We start from the raw sequence: 16,400 nt of genomic DNA on the forward strand, positions 1-16,400 counted from the left end.
AGCGGCCGCGACGCCCGACCCACCTCTCGGACTCGTCGGCGCGGCGCGGGCAGCGACAACCTGGTGGTCCCTCCGTGGCGGTCTTCCTCCTCGCTCTCAGCGCGGCCTGCTGTCTGGGGCTCGGCTTCGTCCTCCAGCAGCACGCGGCTCAGCAAGCCCCGCGCTCCGATCTGCTGCGCTGGCGGCTGCTGCTGGACCTGATGCGGATGTCGCAGTGGCTGCTCGGCACCGGGTTCATGGTCAGCGGGCTGATCCTCTCGGCGTTCGCGCTCAACCAGGGCGAGGTGTCGCTGGTCGAGCCGCTGCTGGCCACCAATCTGATCTTCGCGATGGCCCTGGCCCGGGTGCTGACCCGTCAGACCCTGGGCCGTTCCGGCTGGGCCGGGGTGGCGCTGCTGGCCCTCGGGGTGACGGCCTTCATCGTGGCCGGGCGGCCGACCGGCGGGGGGCCGCCCGCCGGGGAGCTGCGGCACTGGCTGGTGGTGGGCACCGTGGTCGGGCTGGTGGTGCTGCTGGTCTCGCTGGCCCGCCGGCTGCCGCTGTTCGAGGAGGCGACCCTGCTGGCGCTCGCCGCCGGGCTGCTCTACGGCCTCCAGGACGCGCTGACCCGGACCACCACCCAGCGCCTCGACCACGAGGGCCTGGCCGCGGTGCTGCGCAGCTGGCAGCCGTACGCGGTGGTGGTGGCGGGGGTGGTCGGGCTGCTGCTGGTGCAGAGCGCCTTCGAGGCCGCGCCGCTGCGGATGTCCCTGCCGGCGCTGACCGCCGCCCAGCCGCTGGCCGGGATCGCGTGCGCGGTGGGTTTCCTCGGTGACCGGTTGCGGGTGACCCCGGGGGCGTTGGCGTGGCAGTCGGTCGGGCTGTTGGCGATCGTGATCGGGGTGATCGTGATCGGCCGCCATCCGGCGATGCCCGGGACCGCACGCGACACCCTGGAGAGCATCGGGGCACCACCGGAGGACGAACCCGAGGAGGAACCCGGGGACGAAGCCGGGGACGGACCGGAGGACAAGGCCGGGGACGGAGCGGAGCAGGGGCCCGAGGGGGACGACCGCCCCGGGAGCACCGGCTAGGCCGCGATGTGCTGGAGCGCGCAGGCGGACGCCGTGGCCGGTGGGCTGGTCGCGGTCACGGGCGTGGCGTGTGTGGTCCGTGCCCGTCGGGCCGGCCGGCCCGAGCGCTTGCCGCTCGCCGCGCTCCCCCTGGTGCTGGGCGTGCACCAGCTGATCGAGGCGCTGGTCTGGCTCGGTACGGACGGCGGGCTGCCGGACGGCCTCGCCGGAGCGGCCCGCACCGCCTGGGCGGTGGTCGCCCTGCCGCTGCTGCCCGTCCTGGTCCCGGCCGCCGTGTGGTGCGCCGCCGTCGGCCTGCGCCGACGGGTGCTCGCCGCGCTCACCCTGCTCGGTGCGGCGGTCGCCGTCCCGCTGGCCGTGGCCGTCGGCTCCCATCCGGTGACGGCCGCCGTGCACGGCCACACCCTGGGCTACGCGGTCGGCATCCCGTACCCGGCCCTCCTGCTGGCCGGTTACCTCCTCGCCACCGTCGGCTCCCTCCTGGTGAGCGGCGACCGCCTGCTCCGCCGTCTCGGTCTCGTCACCGGTGCGGGCGCCGTCGTCTGCGCCCTGCTCTGGCACCTCGCCTTCGTCTCCACCTGGTGCGCCCTCGCCGCCCTGGCCAGCCTGTTGCTGCTCCACTGGGCGGGGCACCGCCCGGCGGATGAGCCCGGCCCGGTCACCGATCGGGCCCGCTAGCCGCGCCCGGGGGGCGGCTTACGCGCTGCGCGCCGGTTCCGGCTCGACGGCCGCGTCGGCCGCGCCAACCACACCGCTCGCGCCGGCCACGCTGTCCGCTCGGCCCGAGCGGCCACGGAGGCGGTCCATCTCCCGCCACTCGGGGCGCAGCCCGGCCAGCGTGGTGGTCGCGAAGTACAGGGCGCCGGCCGCGATCAGGCTGGGTATGAGGCCGACCGTGGCGACCGCCGCACCGGCGACCAGGCCGCCGAGCGGGATGCCGGCCCAGGCGAGGGAGTCGCCGAGGGCGTGGACGCGGCCCAGCAGGTGGCGGGGCACCCGCTCGAAGAGCACCGCGCCGAGGATCGGGTTGAGGAAGCCGGAGCCGAAGCCGCCGATCGCGAAGACCGTGATCACCAGCCACATCGGCGCGCCGAGGGCGAGCACCAGGAAGCGCGGTGCGCCGCACAGCAGGAAGCCGGTGAAGAAGACCGTCCGTCGGGGCAGCCGGGAGGCGACGGCCGCCGCTATCAGGCTGCCGACGACCGCGGTGGCACCCATGGAGGCGGCCAGCAGGCCGATGGCGGCCGGTCCGTTGCCGGACTCCCGCGCCCAGACCGGGACGAGGACGGTGATGAACCCGGCGTCGATCAGGTTGGTGATGCCGATCATCACGATCACGGTGAGCAGCAGCGGCTCCGAGCGCAGGAACGTGAAGCCCTCGCGGAACATCCGCCAGTAGCCCGCTGGCTGCTCCTCCCCGGACGCGTCAACGGCCGGATCGGCGGACGGATCGGCGGACGCGGCAACGGCCGGATCCGCGGCCGTGGCGGGCACCGCCGGGCGCCCCATGCCGCGCGGGAGCGCGACCGCGATGATCAGCGACCCGAGCGCGAAGGTGACCGCGTTGATCGCCAGCCCGGCCAGCGGGCCCATCAGGGCGACCAGCCCGCCGCCGACCGCCGGCCCGATGGTGGAGGCCAGCCGCTCGGTGACGCCCGACAGCCCGGTGGCGCGCTCCATCGGCACCCGGGCGTGGTCGGCCGCCTCCGGGACCATGACGGACTTGGCCAAGTCCCCCGGGCCGCGCATCGCCCCGATCACCGCGACCATCACCAGCAGCACCCAGAACGGGAGCAGCCCCTGCGCGTGCAGCAGCGGGACCAGCCCGGCCGCGACGGCGCTGACCGCGTCCGTCGTCCAGGACACCACGCGCGGCCCGAGCCGGTCGACTAACGGGCCCGTCAGCGCCTTGACCGCCACGTACGGCGCCATCTCGGCGAACGCGACGAGGCCCGTCATGGTGGCGCTGCCGGTGGTGGCCAGGACGAACCAGGGCAGGGCGATGGCCGAGACGCGCGTGCCCGTCACGGAGACGGCCATGGCCGTCAGCACCCCGGCCAGCGGGCGGAAGCTGCGCCCCGGCGCGTCGGTGGCGGTAGCAGCGGTGGCGGCGGTTCCGGTGGTCATGCGGTCTCCCCCTCGCTTGCGGTGGCGGTGGCGGTCGCGTCCGGCAGGAAGTGGACGACGACGGCCACCTGCTCGGTGCCCTCCGGCGCGGGCCCGCCGTGGTCGATCTGCCGGTAGCGCCGGACCACCTCGAACAGCTCGCCGGACAGCTGCTCGGCCTCGGCGGGCGTGAGCTGCAGGACCCGGTCACTGAGGTCCGTCACCCGGCGCCACTCGCGCGGCATGGTCTCGAAGGCGTCCAGCGTGCGCTGGGCGGTCTGGGTGTGCGCGGCCAGGACGGACCGCAGGAAGCCGGCGGCCGTGTCGAGCTCGTCGTCCGCCATGTCGTCCACCGTCCAGACGGTGAGCGGGTGGGCCGAACGCCACCACCGCTCGCGGGCGTTGCCGCGCTCCTCGTCCTCCTCGACGAAGCCCGCGGCGGCGAGCTGGCGCAGGTGGTAGCTGGTGGCTCCGGAGTTGAGCCCCAGCTGCTCGGCGAGCCTCGTCGCCGTGGACGGGCCGTGCTTGCGCAGGAGCCCGACCAACTGCATCCGCACGGGGTGCGCCATCGCCCGCATGTTCTTGGCGGTGATGGCGATGTGCGGGTCGTCGCTGTGCTTCCAGCCGCGTTCTTCGGTCATGGCAGGAGACTAGAACCCCAAAGAGTTCTTTGCAAAGGGTTTTTTGCGAAAGATCTTTTGCGAAGAAGTCCTTGCGGTTACTCGATCCGCAGTAGGCCACGCCTCCGGGCCCCGCCGGTCGGCGGGTGCCCGGCCGGCCGCTCGGCGGGGGCCCCGGAGCGGACCGCGACCCGGAGCGGGATTGTCACCCGGGCGGCCGAGGCGCACGCTGGCAGGAAGGGCCCGGAAGCCGGCCCACCCCGGTCGGCCGCGGATTCGATGACGGCCGCCGGGGAGCACGAGGGGCAGGGCGATGGCACGCGGGAGGCTCTGGGGCTACGTCGCGTCGGGAGCCAAGGCGCTCGGCGCGTTCGGCGGCACCGTCAGCGCGGTCGGCACCGGGCGCCGGGGCGGGTCCGGGCGCGTGGGCGCGGCGGCGCCGGCCGGGGTCGAGGAGGGCCCCGGCCCGTACTCGCCCGGCGCGATGGCCGCGCCCAGGGCGCTCGACCGCACCGAGCTGGAGCGGCTGCGGTGGACCGGCCGGCAGGCCGGCTGCGAACCGATGGCCCGGCACGTCCAGGTGGCCGACGTGGTCCGCCGGGTGGTGCGCGGCGGCGGGCGGGCGGCGGCCGTCACGGTCCGGGTGGCCCCCGGGCTCCCGGTGGTGGCCGGGGACGCCCGCCGGCTGGAGGCCGTCCTCGCCGGGCTGGTCGACCACGCGATCCGGCGCAGCCCGCTGGGCGGCCGGGTGCTGGTCCGGGCCGACGTGGCGGGCGGCGCGTCCGCGCTGCGGGCGCCCGGACGGACGGCGGCGACCCGCGCCCGGGTGGAGGTCCGGGTCTCCGACCGGGGCTCCTACGAGCCGCCCGAGGCGCGCGAGCGGCTGATCGCGGGCGTGCGGGCGGACGGCCCGGTCGGGCCCGCCCTGCACCGCCTGGTGGTGGCCGCGGGCGGCCGGCTCGCGGTGGAGCCCACCCCCGGCGGCGGGCTGACCATGGTCCTGCTGCTGACCGTCGCGTACGACTGACGGAGTAGACGAGGAAGTACACCCGGCGCCCCCGCCCCACCGACCCTAGACTTGCCCCATGCCCCGGCTCAACGACCAGGTCAGGGAGCTGCTCCAGGAGTACGCCGACCTGATCAACATCACCGGCGGGGACGCCTTCCGGGCCCGCGCCTACGAGAAGGCCGCCCGCGCGGTCGGCGGCCACCCCGAGGACCTGGCCGGCCTGGACGTCAAGGGCCTGCAGCAGATCCCCGGCGTCGGCAGGTCCACCGCCGAGAAGATCGCCGGGTACCTCGCCACCGGGACCATCCCCGCCCTGGAGGCGCTGCGCGCCGAGGTCCCGTCCGGCGTACGGGAGATGACGGCCGTCCCCGGGGTCGGGCCCAAGCGCGCCCTGGCCCTCTACCGCGACCTCGGGATCGCCTCGGTGGACGAACTCGCCGCGGCCGCCCGGGCCGAGCGGCTCGCCGACCTGCCCGGCTTCGGCGAGCGCAGCGGCGAGCGGATCCTGCACGGCATCGAGCTGATGCGGCAGTCCGGCGGCCGCACCCTGCTGGACACCGCCACCGAGCTGGCCGAGCAGCTGGTCGCCGCGCTCTCCGCCGTCCCCGGCTGCACCCGCTGCGCGTACGCGGGCTCGCTGCGCCGGATGCGCGAGACGGTGGGCGACATCGACGTGCTCGCGACCGCGGCGGACTCCGCCCCGCTGATGGCCGCGCTCACCGAACTCCCCTACGTCGCCGAGGTGATCGGCAGCGGCGGCACCAAGACCTCGGTCCGTACCACCCAGGGCGTACAGGTGGACCTGCGGGTCCTCCCGGAGGAGGACTGGGGAGCTGCGCTGGTCTACTTCACCGGCTCGAAGGCGCACAACATCCGGCTGCGCACGATGGCCGTCCGGGCCGGGCTGAAGCTCTCCGAGTACGGGCTGTTCGAGGTGGACGGCGGCGCCAAGGTGGTCTCGGAGACCGAGGAGGAGGTGTACGCGGCGCTCGGCCTGCCGTGGATCCCGCCGCCGCTGCGCGAGGACCGGGGCGAGATCGAGGCCGCGCTGGAGGGTGGACTCCCGGACCTGGTCCAGGAGTCCGACCTGCGCGGCGACCTGCACACCCACACCGACCTGACCGACGGGCTCGCCACCCTGGAGGAGATGGTCGACACCGCCGCCGCCCGCGGCTACTCCTACTTCGCCGTCACCGACCACGCCCCGGACCTGGTGATGCAGCGGATGACGGACGAGAAGATGCTCGCCCAGCGCGAGCAGCTGCGGCAACTCGCCGACCGGCACAAGAAGTTGCGCCTGCTGCACGGCACCGAGCTGAACATCGGCCCGGACGGCGGGGTGGACTGGCCACCGGAGTTCCTGGCCGGCTTCGACGTCTGTGTGGCCTCCGTGCACTCGCACTTCGCCCTGGACCGGGCCGCCCAGACCCGTCGGCTGATCCGCGCCTGCGAGAACCCGTACGTGCACGTCATCGGACACCTCACCACCCGCCGGATCGGCCGGCGCGGACCGATCGACGTCGACCTGGACGCCGTGTTCGAGGCCGCCGCGCGCACCGGCACCGCGATCGAGATCAACAGCTCCCCGCAGCGGCTCGACCTGCGCGACGAGGACGTCCTGCGGGCGAGGCGGCACGGCGTGCGGTTCGCGATCGACAGCGACGCGCACGCCACCGGCCAGCTCGGCTACCCGCGCTACGGCATCGGCACGGCGCAGCGCGGCTGGCTCACCGCCGAGGACGTGGTCAACACCTGGACCTGGCAGAAGCTGAAGCACTTCCTCCGCAAGGACGCGGTGCCCAGGTAACCCCGGGCAGGCCCGTCGCCGACGGGCCCGCCGAAGGGCACCCGCCGAACCGTCACTCCCCGCCGAAGGAGGCCCCGGGCGAGGCCAGCACCCGGGCCGCGCTGCGGTGCCCGAGGCCGGCCGCGCGCCCGAGGTCCCCGGTGTCCAGGAAGCCGGCCAGGAACCCCGCCGCGAAGGCGTCCCCGGCCCCGGTGAGGTCGCGCACCTCCGCCACCGGCGGCACCGGCACCATGACCAGCGGCTCGCCCGGGACGTCGACGGCGGTCGCCTCGGCGCCCGCCTTGGTGACCACCGTGGTGGCCGCCAGCCGGGCCCGCTCCGGCCCCGGCAGACCGCCGACCAGCAGTCCGAGGAACGCCGACTCGGAGCGGTCGGCGAACACGAAGGTCGGCGCCAGCCCGGCCAGCAGGACCAGGAAGCGCTCCCGGCCGAAGCGCTCCAGCATCCCGGTCGAGGAGGCGTCCACCGAGGTGGTGCCGCCCGCCCGCCGGACCCGGGCGAGCGCGTCCACCGCCGTACCGCCGACCGGCTCGCCGTCGAAGGAGTAGGCCGGCACGTGCAGGTGGGTCAGTCCGGCCAGCCAGGCGTCCGGGACCCGCTCCAGCAGCGTGGCGGCGCCCCGGTCGGGCAGCATGGTCCGCTCGCCGCCCTGGTCGATCAGCACCACGACGCTGCCGGTCCGGCCGCGCCGGGAGACCCGTACGTCGACGCCGTGGCCGGTCAGTTCGGCGACGACGCCGTCCCCGACCGCGTCCTCGCCGACGCAGCCGAGGAAGCGGGCCGGGTACTGCCCGGCGGCGAAGCAGGCGACGTTGGCCGCGCTGCCGCCGCGCCGCCGAAAGACCCGGGCGCCGGAGTCGGTGCCGTGCCGCAGCGGGCCGTCGGCCCAGACCACGATGTCCTCGACGAGGTCCCCGAGCACCCCCAGCACGGCTCAGGCCCCGGTCTCGACGGCGCCCGCCGAGGCCGCAGCACCCGCCGCAGCAGCACCGGAGGCACCGGAGGCCAGCGCCGTCGCGATCTCCCCGCCGAGCCGGACGTTGCCCCGGTACACCTCGACGTTGACGTCCAGGCTGCGCCCGCCGGTGTCCCGCTGGATGAAGTCGAGCAGGAACGGCGTGGCGGCGTTCCCGGTGACGCCCTGCCGCTCGGCCTCGGCCCAGGCGCGGGCCAGGATGCCGTCCAGTTCCTCCGGCGGCAGCTGCTTGGCCGGGTCGACCGGGTTGGCGATCAGGACGGCCTGCGGCAGGCCGAGCCGGTCGCGGGCCTCGATCACCCCGGCGGCCTGCTCGGGCGACTCCACGCTGAAGTTGATCTCGTGGCCGGAGTCGGTGACGTAGAAGCCGGGGTACCTGCGGGTGCGGTAGCCGATGACCGGGATGTTGTACGTCTCGAAGCGTTCCAGGGTGGCCCGGATGTCGAGGATGGACTTCACGCCCGCGCTGACCACGGTGACCGGGGTGGCGGCCAGGGCCGTCAGGTCGGCCGACTCGTCGAAGCTCTCCGAGGCGCCGAAGTGCACGCCGCCGAGGCCGCCGGTGGAGAAGACCCGGATGCCGGCGCGGTGGGCGAGGAAGGCCGTGGCGGCGACGGTGGTGCCGCCGTGCCGGCTGAGCGCGGCGACCACCGGGAGGTCGCGCAGGCTCACCTTGTCCAGGCCGTCGGCGGCGGACAGTTCGGTGATCTGTCCGGTGCTCAGCCCAACCGTGGGCACCCCGGCGTGCACCCCGATCGTGGCGGGCACGACGCCCGCCGCCCGCAACTGCCGCTCCGCCTCCAGCGCGACGGCCAGGTTGCGCGGCCGCGGCAGGCCGTGGGTGAAGATGGTCGACTCCAGGGCGACCACCGGCCGGCCGTCTTCGAGCGCCCGGGCGACCTCCTCGGAGACCTGGACGGCGGGAGCGGCGGGGGGAAGAAGTCCGGTCATGATGCGAACTCTCTGTGAGGCTGCCGCTGCGGTGGGGCAACGTGCTGCTCAGCGTATGGACGGTTCACATCGGAATCCAGAATGAGTACTGAGGTTTCTGATAGGCCATCATCTATTGGTTCGTCTACCCTGCCACCCATGGGTTTCACCTTGCGCCAGCTCCAGGTCTTCCTGACCGTCGCCGAGACGCTGCACTTCGGGCGGGCCGCCGAGCGGCTGCACATCTCGCAGCCGACGGTCAGTCAGGAGGTCGCCCGGCTGGAGCGGACCGTCGGCGTCGAGCTGTTCGACCGCAGCCGCCGCTCGGTCGCGCTCACCGAGGCCGGCGAGGTGATGGCCGCCGAGAGCACTCTGCTGCTCCGGCAGGCCGAGACGCTGCTGACCCGGGTGCGGCTGCACGAGGAGTCCCGGCTGGGCACCGCCCGGATCGTCGCCTCGCCGAGCGTGGTGAACCGCCTGCTGCCCGCCGTGGTCAGCCGGGCCGAGCAGGAGCTGCCCGCGCTCGACACCGCCGAACTGGCCGTGGACACCGGGCAGGTCTCTGCCACCCTGGCCGCCGAGCTGGCCGACATCGGGCTCGGCCGCTTCCTGGACGAGGTGGACGGCTACCGGCTGGAGCGGATCGCCGACGAACCGGTGCTGGTCGTGCTCGGCCGGGACCACCCACTGGCCCGCCGGAGCAGCCTGCGCCTGGCCGAACTGCGCGACCTGCCCCTGCTGTTGTGGCCGCGCGAGCAGCACCCCCGCTACTACGACCACGTGCTCGGCCTCTGCGCGGAGCACGGCGTGGACCCGCCGGTGCTGGTCAGCCCGCCCCGGATCGTCGGCTCCCGGCTCTACCTGCTCGCCCGCAACCGCGCCTTCTCGCTGGTGCCCGGCTCGATGACCGGCCACCTCACCGAGGACGTGGCCACCGTACGACTGGAGGGGCGGGCCGCGCTGCCGCTGGAGATGCAGTGGCGGACGGACGACCGGCGGCCCCGGCTGGCCTCGCTGCGGGACCTGATCCGGCAGGAGGCCGCGGAGTTGGAGGACCGCTGACCCGACGCACTCCGTGACCGGCCCGGCCCGACCCACTCCCTGACCGGCGCGACCCGACCCGACCCACTCCCTGACCGACCCGACCCGACCCACCCGCCGGCCCGGATCCGGTCGGCGCGAATCCTTGACGCTGGCATGCCACCCCCGAAAGGATTCCCGGATCATCCGACCGGCCCGCGGCACCCGCCCGCGGGCCGCCCGACCCCGGGAACCCGCCTTGGCCCTGCGCCCCTTGCTCCGCCGCACCGCCGGTCTGATCGGCGCCGCCGTCCTCACCCTGGCCGGCACCCTCACCGCCGCCGCCCCGGCCCACGCCGACTTCGGCACCGACTACCACGACCCGGTCACCGCCACCAAGCCGCTCACCCGCCCCGACACCCGCTCCTGCACCGTCGAGGTGATGCACGAGCGCGAGTTCCGCAACGGGTACGGCAACCCGCCGGACACCCCGTACAACGCCACCCTCACCCCGCCCGCCGACTGCGCCGGCCCCTGGTCCGCGGTGGTCATGGACCTCCACGGACAGGTCGCCGGGCGGCAGTTCGACCGGATCTTCAGCGTCCGCGTCGGCGGCGTCCAGGTGCTGCTCTCCTCCACCCCGGAGCCGTCCAAGGACGGCATCGCCTGGAACGTCGAGCACGACGTCACCCGCTACGCCCCGCTCTTCGCGGGCGGCCCGCAGGAGTTCTCCTTCGACCTCGCCAACGTCACCGACGCCACCTACACCGGCGTCTTCACGATCAGCGCGAAGCTGACCTTCTACACCGCGGACGGGCACTGGCCGGCCGCCCGCTCCGCCGACCGGCTGCTCACCACCGGCCCGTTCGGGCTCACCCAGGCCACCCCCGCCGCCGGGCGCGACCTCGTCTTCCCGCAGAACCTCGAACGCCTCACCGCCGAGGTCTACGCCCGGGGCGGCGGCGCCTGCGAGGAGTTCGCCTACGCCTCCGCACCGGACGCCTTCGCCGCCGCCAACCCCGGCAGCGGGATCTGCGGCAAGGGCCCGTTCCGCGAACTGCGGCTCACCGTGGACGGCCGGGTGGCCGGCGCGGTCTGGCCGTACCCGGTGATCTACACCGGCGGCTGGGACCCGCTGCTCTGGCGGCCCGTGCCCGGCGTCTTCGCCTTCGACCTGCCCGCCTACCGGCTCGACCTCACCCCGTACGTCGGACTGCTGCTGGACGGCCGGCCGCACACCGTGGGCGTCACCGTGAACACCGCCGAGGCGCAGAGCAACGACGTCTGGACCGGCCAGGTCAACCTCTTCGCCGAGACCGACCACGGCGCCGCCCGCACCACCGGACAGCTCACCGACCACCGGGTCGCCCCGGAGGCCACCGTCGCCACCGACCTCGCCGACCACGGCGGCGGCAGCGGCGACTGGACGGTCACCGCCGCCCGCGACGACCTCGCCCGGGGCTGGGTGCAGACCTCGCACGGCCGGATCACCACCGAGGTCCGCGACGAGCTCGCCTTCCGCTCCGCCCAGCGGCTGCGCGACGGCGGCAACGACGTGACGCTGCACAACGGCACCGACCTCACCCGCACCACCGCGACCTGGGGTGGCGGCCCGCACCGCACCACCACCGTGCACGAGGGCGAACCGCTGGACGTCAGCTACCGGGTGAGCCGCGACGCGGCCGGGAACACCGACCAGACCACCGCCATGGAGCTCGGCTACCACCGCGAGGCCACCGCGGCGACCGGCGGCCACGTCACCGAGCGCTCCACCGTCGACCACACCCTGCGCCCCACCGCCCGGCGGCACGACGGGGACCGCACCGTCCGGACCGGCGGCAGCACGGAGGAGTACCGCAGCACCGGGCCCGACGGGCCGTACCAGCGGACGCTGACCTTCGTGGACGGCTGGCCGCGCCCCTGACGGAGGTCTTGTCGCCCGGCAGCCCCGCCAGCCGATTAACCCCGGATTGCCCGAGTTGCGAAAATTGGTTGGATTCATACCGTTCACCCCTGGTGCACAGCCCGCAGGAGGCGCATGATGGGAGATGGACCTGCGAGGTAGCTGAAGGAGTTCGACCGCAGGAGGCAGTGGCGACGGATCGAGACGGATCAGGGTCCGACGCTGGATGACTACCTCGGTCGACGATCGAACTACCGGCCGGAGGACGTCACGTCCGGAGGCCACCCCCACCTCGTAGGTTCCGCGCGTCCACGGAGCATCCCCTCGGCCCCGTGGGCGCGCACCCGTCTCCGCGGCACCGCCGCTACCGCTCCTGCGCCGCCCAGCCCATCTCCCAGGCGTGCACCGCGATCCCGCCCCGGTTCGCCACCCCGAGCTTGCGCTGGACGCTGGCGACGTGGGTCTTCACCGTCCCCGGCGAGATGAACAGCTCCGCGGCGATGTCCGCGTTGGTGCGGCCCGCCGCGACGTGCCCGGCGATCTCCACCTCCCGCTCGGTCAGCGGCACCACAAGCGCGGGCCGCCGCCGCTCCGGGCGGCGCGGAGCCGTCACGTGCCGCAGCAGCCGGACGGTGACCGACGGGCTGATCAGGCTCTCCCCGTCCGCCGCCGCCCGCACCGCCTCGGCCAGCAGGGACGGGCCGGAACGCTTCAGCAGGAAACCGGACGCCCCGTGCCGCAGGGCCGGGTACACGTACTCGTCCAGGTCGAAGGTGGTCAGCACCACGACCCGCACCGGCTCCGCCACCCCCGGCCCGGCCAGCCGCCGGGTCAGCTCCAGTCCGTCCATCCGCGGCATCCGGATGTCCACCAGCGCGACGTCCGGCCGCAGTTCGGCCGCCAGCTCCAGCGCGGCGAGCCCGTCCGCCGCCTCGCCCACCACCTCGATGTCCGGCTGGGCCGTCAGGATCCGCCGCACACCGCGCCGTACGGCCTCCTGGTCGTCCGCGATCAGGGTGCGGATCACCCGCGGGCCGTCGCCGTTCGTCCTCGTCACGCCCAGCAGTGTGACGCACGGGTGACGGACGGGAAAGTTCACGCGGCGGACCCGGCGCGGTTCACCTTCGTCCGGTGGGCTGGCCGCCATGAACGATTCCAGTGGACGTCTCCCCGTCAGCAGGCGCGGGCTCCTGGCCGGGGCAACCGGCGTCGGCCTCGGCGGTGCCGTGTCCCTCTCCGGCGTCTCGGCCGCCCCCGCCGCCGCCTCCCCGGTGCTGTGGCAGCGGCCGGACCGCTCCGGCGCGCCGCGGGTGGCCGGCCTCCACCTCCAGTTCGGCTCGGACGCCTCGCGCGAGGTGGTGGTCTCCTGGCACACCACCCGGTCCGTCGGCAACCCCCGAGTGGTGTACGGGACTTCGAACGGCGGCTTCGGCCGGACGGTCCAGGCCGCGACCCGCACCTACCGGGACGCCGCGTCCGGCACCGAGGTCCAGACGCACCACGCCCGGCTGACCGGCCTGCGCGCCGACACGGACTACGTCTACGCCGCCGTCCACGACGGCACCACCCCCGAACTCGGCACCGTCCGCACCGCCCCGCGCGGCCGGTCCGCCTTCACCTTCACCAGCTTCGGCGACCAGGGCACCCCGACCCTCGGCAAGAAGACCGCCAACGGCTACGTGAACGACAACCTCGGCAGCCCCGCCGCCGGCGACACCACCGCCGGGGTCGAGCGGATCGCCCCGCTGTTCCACCTGCTCAACGGCGACCTCTGCTACGCGAACATCGCCACCGACCGGGTCCGCACCTGGTCCGACTGGTTCGAGAACAACACCCGATCGGCCCGCCACCGCCCCTGGATGCCCGCGGCCGGCAACCACGAGAACGAGAAGGGCAACGGCCCGATCGGCTACGGCGCCTACCAGGCGTACTTCGAGCTGCCGGACGCCCGCTCCGACGCGGAGACGCGCGGCCTGTGGTACTCGTTCACGGCCGGCTCGGTGCGGGTGATCAGCCTCAACAACGACGACGTGGCCTACCAGGACGGCGGCAGCAGCTACGTCCACGGCTACTCCGGCGGCGCCCAGCAGCGCTGGCTGGAACGGGAGTTGATCGCGGCCAACGCGGACCCGGGGATCGACTGGATCGTGGTCTGCATGCACCAGGTGGTGATCTCCACCGCCGACAAGTTCAACGGCGCCGACCTCGGCGTCCGCGAGGCCTGGGTGCCGCTGTTCGACAAGTACGGCGTGGACCTGGTGGTCTGCGGCCACGAGCACCACTACGAGCGCTCGCACCCGATCCGCGGCCAGCAGCCGACCGACACCCGCACCCCGATCCCGGTCTCCACCGGCACCGAGACCATCGACACCACCAAGGGCACCGTCCACATGGTCATCGGCGGCGGCGGCACCTCGGCCCCGTCCAACCAGCTCTTCTTCAGCCCCGCCAAGGCCCGGGTGATCACCGGCGTCGGCGCCGTCGACCCGGCCACCGGCAAGCGCCCGCCGGTGTACGTCATCGAGGACGCCCCCTGGTCCGCCTTCCGGGACGCCGACAACCCGTACGGCTTCGCCTCCTTCGACGTCGACCCGGGCGGGCGCAACGGGCAGACCACGATCGGCGTCACCTACTACTCCGTCAGCGGGCCGTACGGGGACCTCGTCCCGGTCGACCGCTTCACCCTGACCCGCCCGCGCGGCACCCGGGGCGGCGGCGGCCGGGGCCACTGACCGCGACGCACCCGGAAGCAGGGGCAGCCCTGCGGCGCCGGCCGACGCCACAGGACGCGTGCCTCAGCGCCCCGGCAGGGAGCAGCTGACCCGCCAGCCCGCGGGTATGCCCGGGCCGGCGGTCAGCGAGCCCCCGTGGGCGGCGGCGCGGGCGGTGAGCCCGGCCAGGCCGGTGCCGCCGGCGCCGGGGCGGCGGCGCAGCAGCGGCCTGCGGGACGGGCCGCCGTCGTCGGTGACGGTCAGCTCGACCGCGCCGTCCGTGCCGGGGGCCACCCGGACGGTGACCTCGGTGGCCTGCGGCGCGTGCCGACGGATGTTGGTGAGGGCCTCCAGGACGACGGCGTACGCGGTCGCCTCGGCCTCGGCGGAGAGCCGGCCGGCGGTCTCGGGCGCCAGCTCGGCGGTGGCGCGCGGGGCACCGGTGGTGCCGCCGGCACCGGTGGCGCCGAAGCGGGTGACCAGTTCGGGGAGGTCGGCCAGGCCCAGCCGGCGCGTGGTCGCCCCATCGGCCCGCTCCTCCCGCTCCTCCCGGCCCGGCGGATCGGACCGGCCGTCCCGGCCGCCCTCACCGCCCGGCTCGCGCAGGGCGCCGACCATCTCGTCCATCGAGTCCAGCGCCCGCAGCCCGGCCTCCTCCAGGCGCCGCAGCAGTGCGGCGGTCTCCCCCGGCTCCTGGTCCGGGAGTTGACCGGCCTGGGCCTCCAGCACGATGCCGGTGATCTCGTGCGCGACGAAGTCGTGCAGCCCCCGCGCCACCTCCAGCCGCTGTTCGCGCCGGGCCCGGGCGACCGCCCGCTCCCGTCGGGCGTCCAGGACCCGCAGGTAGAGGGCCGCCCCCGCGACACCGAGCAGCGGCAGCAGCGAGAGCAGCACCCCGACCACCGACCAGGCCGCACCGCCCTGCGGCGTCCGCAGGGAGAACCGCAGCGGCAGCAGCACCGCCGCGAGCCCGAGCAGTCCGCCGACCGGGCCGACCCGGCGGTCGGACAGCCCGCGGACGGCCCGGAAGAGCAGCCCGATCAGGGCGAGCCACTCGAACGGCAGCCAGAACGCGGGCAGCCGGTACGGCCCCGGGTAGACCAGGTCGACCAGCAGCGAGGCCCCGGCCACCGCCCCGACCGCCGCACCGAGCGTGATCCGCCCGGCGGGCCAGGGCAGCAGCGTCACCACCACGGCGAACGCCGCCGTCAGGGCGAGCAGCGCGGCCGCCGCCCGGGCGTCCGGTTGCGCCAGCAGGACGGGCGCCAGCAGGCCGAGCGCGGAGACGGCGGCGAGCGGCCGGCGGATCCGGGCGGAGCGGGGTCGGGCGGAGCTGGGTTGGGCGGAGCTGGTTCGGGCTTCGGTGCGCACCCACCGAGCCTAGGGGGCAGCTCTCCCGGGGGAGGCCGGTTCCTTCCCGGGGAGGAGCGGCCCACCCTCAACTCCCCTCCGCAGCGGGAGGCCCGCGCGGCCGGGCGGAAGCATGCTGAGTGGCACCGGAACGACCGAGCCCGAAGGAGAACCCACCCCCATGAACCGCCGCCTCGCCACCGCCGCCGTCTCGCTCCTCCTGCTGACCGCGACGGCCGCCACCGCCGCACCGGCCGCCGTCGCCGCACCGACCACCACCGTCGCACCGGTCCCCGCCGCACAGGCGTCCGCAGCACAGGCGTCCGCCGCGGAACCGGCCGACCCCGCGGGCGGCTTCGGACCGGTGAGCGTGCGCGGCACCGGCAACACCGTCCTCACCACGGCCTTCCAGGGCTTCGAGGGCGACCCGGTGCAGATCTCGGTGGACGCCCGCACTTCCACCAACACCGATCCACGCGGCACCGCGGGCCACTTCCACGTCCGTCACGTGCACACCGACGGCCGGCTGGTCGCCGACTTCGAGGGCGACATCACCTGCCTGGCCGTCGGCGGCCGGGAGGCGATCGCCACCGGGGTGATCACCAAGAGCGAGGCGCCGTGGTTCCCGGGCCTGGAGCTGACCGGTCAGAAGGTCGCGCTCTCGGTGGAGGACAACGGGCGGCGCGGGGACCGGATGGGCTGGGTCTGGGGCGTCTTCGGCCAGCCGGTCTCGGACTGCCAGGGCACGGTACCGTTCATCCGCACGACCAGTGGTGACTTCTCCGTGCGCGGCTGACACCCGGCCGACCAGGCCTGCCCGGGCCGCTCGGGTCCGACCGGGGCGACGCGCATGGTCGCCCGAGCACCCGCAGACCTGGAGGCCCCGATGCCCCTC

14 protein-coding genes are annotated in these 16,400 nt (G+C 74.9%); 8 read left to right on the forward strand and 6 right to left on the reverse strand.

Annotation, left to right across the window (positions count from 1 at the left end; translation table 11 throughout):
* Window positions 1–74 precede the first annotated feature (74 nt).
* Window positions 75–1,073, forward strand: a complete 999-nt coding sequence (locus ACWDD9_RS14055; protein WP_449811724.1) for a DMT family transporter — start codon at window positions 75–77, stop codon at window positions 1,071–1,073.
* A gap of 6 nt (window positions 1,074–1,079) precedes the next feature.
* The gene (locus tag ACWDD9_RS14060; protein ID WP_449811725.1) at window positions 1,080–1,751 is read left to right on the forward strand and encodes a DUF6629 family protein; all 672 of its coding nucleotides are present in this window, start codon (window positions 1,080–1,082) and stop codon (window positions 1,749–1,751) included.
* A gap of 18 nt (window positions 1,752–1,769) precedes the next feature.
* Here the strand turns inward: ACWDD9_RS14060 and ACWDD9_RS14065 are convergent, their stop codons facing one another.
* Together ACWDD9_RS14065 and ACWDD9_RS14070 are read right to left on the reverse strand one after the other, a co-directional pair.
* The gene (locus tag ACWDD9_RS14065; protein ID WP_449811726.1) at window positions 1,770–3,200 is read right to left on the reverse strand and encodes an MFS transporter; all 1,431 of its coding nucleotides are present in this window, start codon (window positions 3,198–3,200) and stop codon (window positions 1,770–1,772) included.
* Entirely contained in the window at window positions 3,197–3,820 is a 624-nt protein-coding gene (locus tag ACWDD9_RS14070; RefSeq protein WP_449811727.1) for an ArsR/SmtB family transcription factor, read from the reverse strand. Before ACWDD9_RS14070 ends, ACWDD9_RS14065 begins: the two co-directional genes overlap by 4 nt.
* A 292-nt stretch (window positions 3,821–4,112) precedes the next feature.
* Here ACWDD9_RS14070 and ACWDD9_RS14075 point away from each other — a divergent pair, with 292 nt between their 5' ends.
* Window positions 4,113–4,826: a sensor histidine kinase gene (locus tag ACWDD9_RS14075; protein ID WP_449811728.1), complete on the forward strand. Its 714-nt coding sequence runs from the start codon at window positions 4,113–4,115 to the stop codon at window positions 4,824–4,826.
* Window positions 4,827–4,884: 58 nt separating this feature from the next.
* The gene (polX, locus tag ACWDD9_RS14080; RefSeq protein WP_388046358.1) at window positions 4,885–6,615 is read left to right on the forward strand and encodes a DNA polymerase/3'-5' exonuclease PolX; all 1,731 of its coding nucleotides are present in this window, start codon (window positions 4,885–4,887) and stop codon (window positions 6,613–6,615) included.
* A 52-nt stretch (window positions 6,616–6,667) separates the two neighbouring features.
* Here the strand turns inward: polX and ACWDD9_RS14085 are convergent, their stop codons facing one another.
* Both ACWDD9_RS14085 and ACWDD9_RS14090 read right to left on the reverse strand, forming a co-directional pair.
* Entirely contained in the window at window positions 6,668–7,546 is an 879-nt protein-coding gene (locus ACWDD9_RS14085) for a carbohydrate kinase family protein (RefSeq protein WP_074004488.1), read from the reverse strand.
* Window positions 7,547–7,549: 3 nt separating this feature from the next.
* Complete coding sequence (locus ACWDD9_RS14090) at window positions 7,550–8,542, reverse strand: pseudouridine-5'-phosphate glycosidase (protein ID WP_449811729.1); 993 nt, start codon at window positions 8,540–8,542, stop codon at window positions 7,550–7,552.
* A 138-nt stretch (window positions 8,543–8,680) separates the two neighbouring features.
* Between ACWDD9_RS14090 and ACWDD9_RS14095 the strand changes: the two genes are divergently transcribed.
* The gene (locus ACWDD9_RS14095) at window positions 8,681–9,583 is read left to right on the forward strand and encodes a LysR family transcriptional regulator (RefSeq protein WP_449811730.1); all 903 of its coding nucleotides are present in this window, start codon (window positions 8,681–8,683) and stop codon (window positions 9,581–9,583) included.
* 217 nt (window positions 9,584–9,800) lie between these two features.
* Entirely contained in the window at window positions 9,801–11,465 is a 1,665-nt protein-coding gene (locus ACWDD9_RS14100) for a peptide-N4-asparagine amidase (RefSeq protein ID WP_449811731.1), read from the forward strand.
* A 343-nt stretch (window positions 11,466–11,808) separates the two neighbouring features.
* On the opposite strand, the gene ACWDD9_RS14105 is transcribed toward ACWDD9_RS14100, so the two are convergent.
* Window positions 11,809–12,501: a response regulator transcription factor gene (locus ACWDD9_RS14105; protein ID WP_449811732.1), complete on the reverse strand. Its 693-nt coding sequence runs from the start codon at window positions 12,499–12,501 to the stop codon at window positions 11,809–11,811.
* 88 nt (window positions 12,502–12,589) lie between these two features.
* Between ACWDD9_RS14105 and ACWDD9_RS14110 the strand changes: the two genes are divergently transcribed.
* Window positions 12,590–14,176, forward strand: a complete 1,587-nt coding sequence (locus tag ACWDD9_RS14110) for a purple acid phosphatase family protein (protein ID WP_449811733.1) — start codon at window positions 12,590–12,592, stop codon at window positions 14,174–14,176.
* 63 nt (window positions 14,177–14,239) lie between these two features.
* On the opposite strand, the gene ACWDD9_RS14115 is transcribed toward ACWDD9_RS14110, so the two are convergent.
* The gene (locus tag ACWDD9_RS14115; RefSeq protein ID WP_449811734.1) at window positions 14,240–15,526 is read right to left on the reverse strand and encodes a sensor histidine kinase; all 1,287 of its coding nucleotides are present in this window, start codon (window positions 15,524–15,526) and stop codon (window positions 14,240–14,242) included.
* A 160-nt stretch (window positions 15,527–15,686) separates the two neighbouring features.
* On the opposite strand from ACWDD9_RS14115, the gene ACWDD9_RS14120 reads away from it, so the two are divergent.
* Complete coding sequence (locus ACWDD9_RS14120) at window positions 15,687–16,301, forward strand: hypothetical protein (protein ID WP_375875388.1); 615 nt, start codon at window positions 15,687–15,689, stop codon at window positions 16,299–16,301.
* Window positions 16,302–16,400: the final 99 nt, after the last annotated feature.

The organism is Kitasatospora sp. NPDC001119 (assembly GCF_053598475.1).

Coding starts and splice junctions, on each gene's coding strand:
- ACWDD9_RS14060 (WP_449811725.1), top strand. CDS start 1,080: ATGTGCTGGAGCGCGCAGGCGGACGCCGTGGCCGGTGGGCTGGTCGCG.
- ACWDD9_RS14065 (WP_449811726.1), bottom strand. CDS start 3,200: ATGACCACCGGAACCGCCGCCACCGCTGCTACCGCCACCGACGCGCCG.
- ACWDD9_RS14070 (WP_449811727.1), bottom strand. CDS start 3,820: ATGACCGAAGAACGCGGCTGGAAGCACAGCGACGACCCGCACATCGCC.
- ACWDD9_RS14075 (WP_449811728.1), top strand. CDS start 4,113: ATGGCACGCGGGAGGCTCTGGGGCTACGTCGCGTCGGGAGCCAAGGCG.
- polX (WP_388046358.1), top strand. CDS start 4,885: ATGCCCCGGCTCAACGACCAGGTCAGGGAGCTGCTCCAGGAGTACGCC.
- ACWDD9_RS14090 (WP_449811729.1), bottom strand. CDS start 8,542: ATGACCGGACTTCTTCCCCCCGCCGCTCCCGCCGTCCAGGTCTCCGAG.
- ACWDD9_RS14095 (WP_449811730.1), top strand. CDS start 8,681: ATGGGTTTCACCTTGCGCCAGCTCCAGGTCTTCCTGACCGTCGCCGAG.
- ACWDD9_RS14110 (WP_449811733.1), top strand. CDS start 12,590: ATGAACGATTCCAGTGGACGTCTCCCCGTCAGCAGGCGCGGGCTCCTG.
- ACWDD9_RS14120 (WP_375875388.1), top strand. CDS start 15,687: ATGAACCGCCGCCTCGCCACCGCCGCCGTCTCGCTCCTCCTGCTGACC.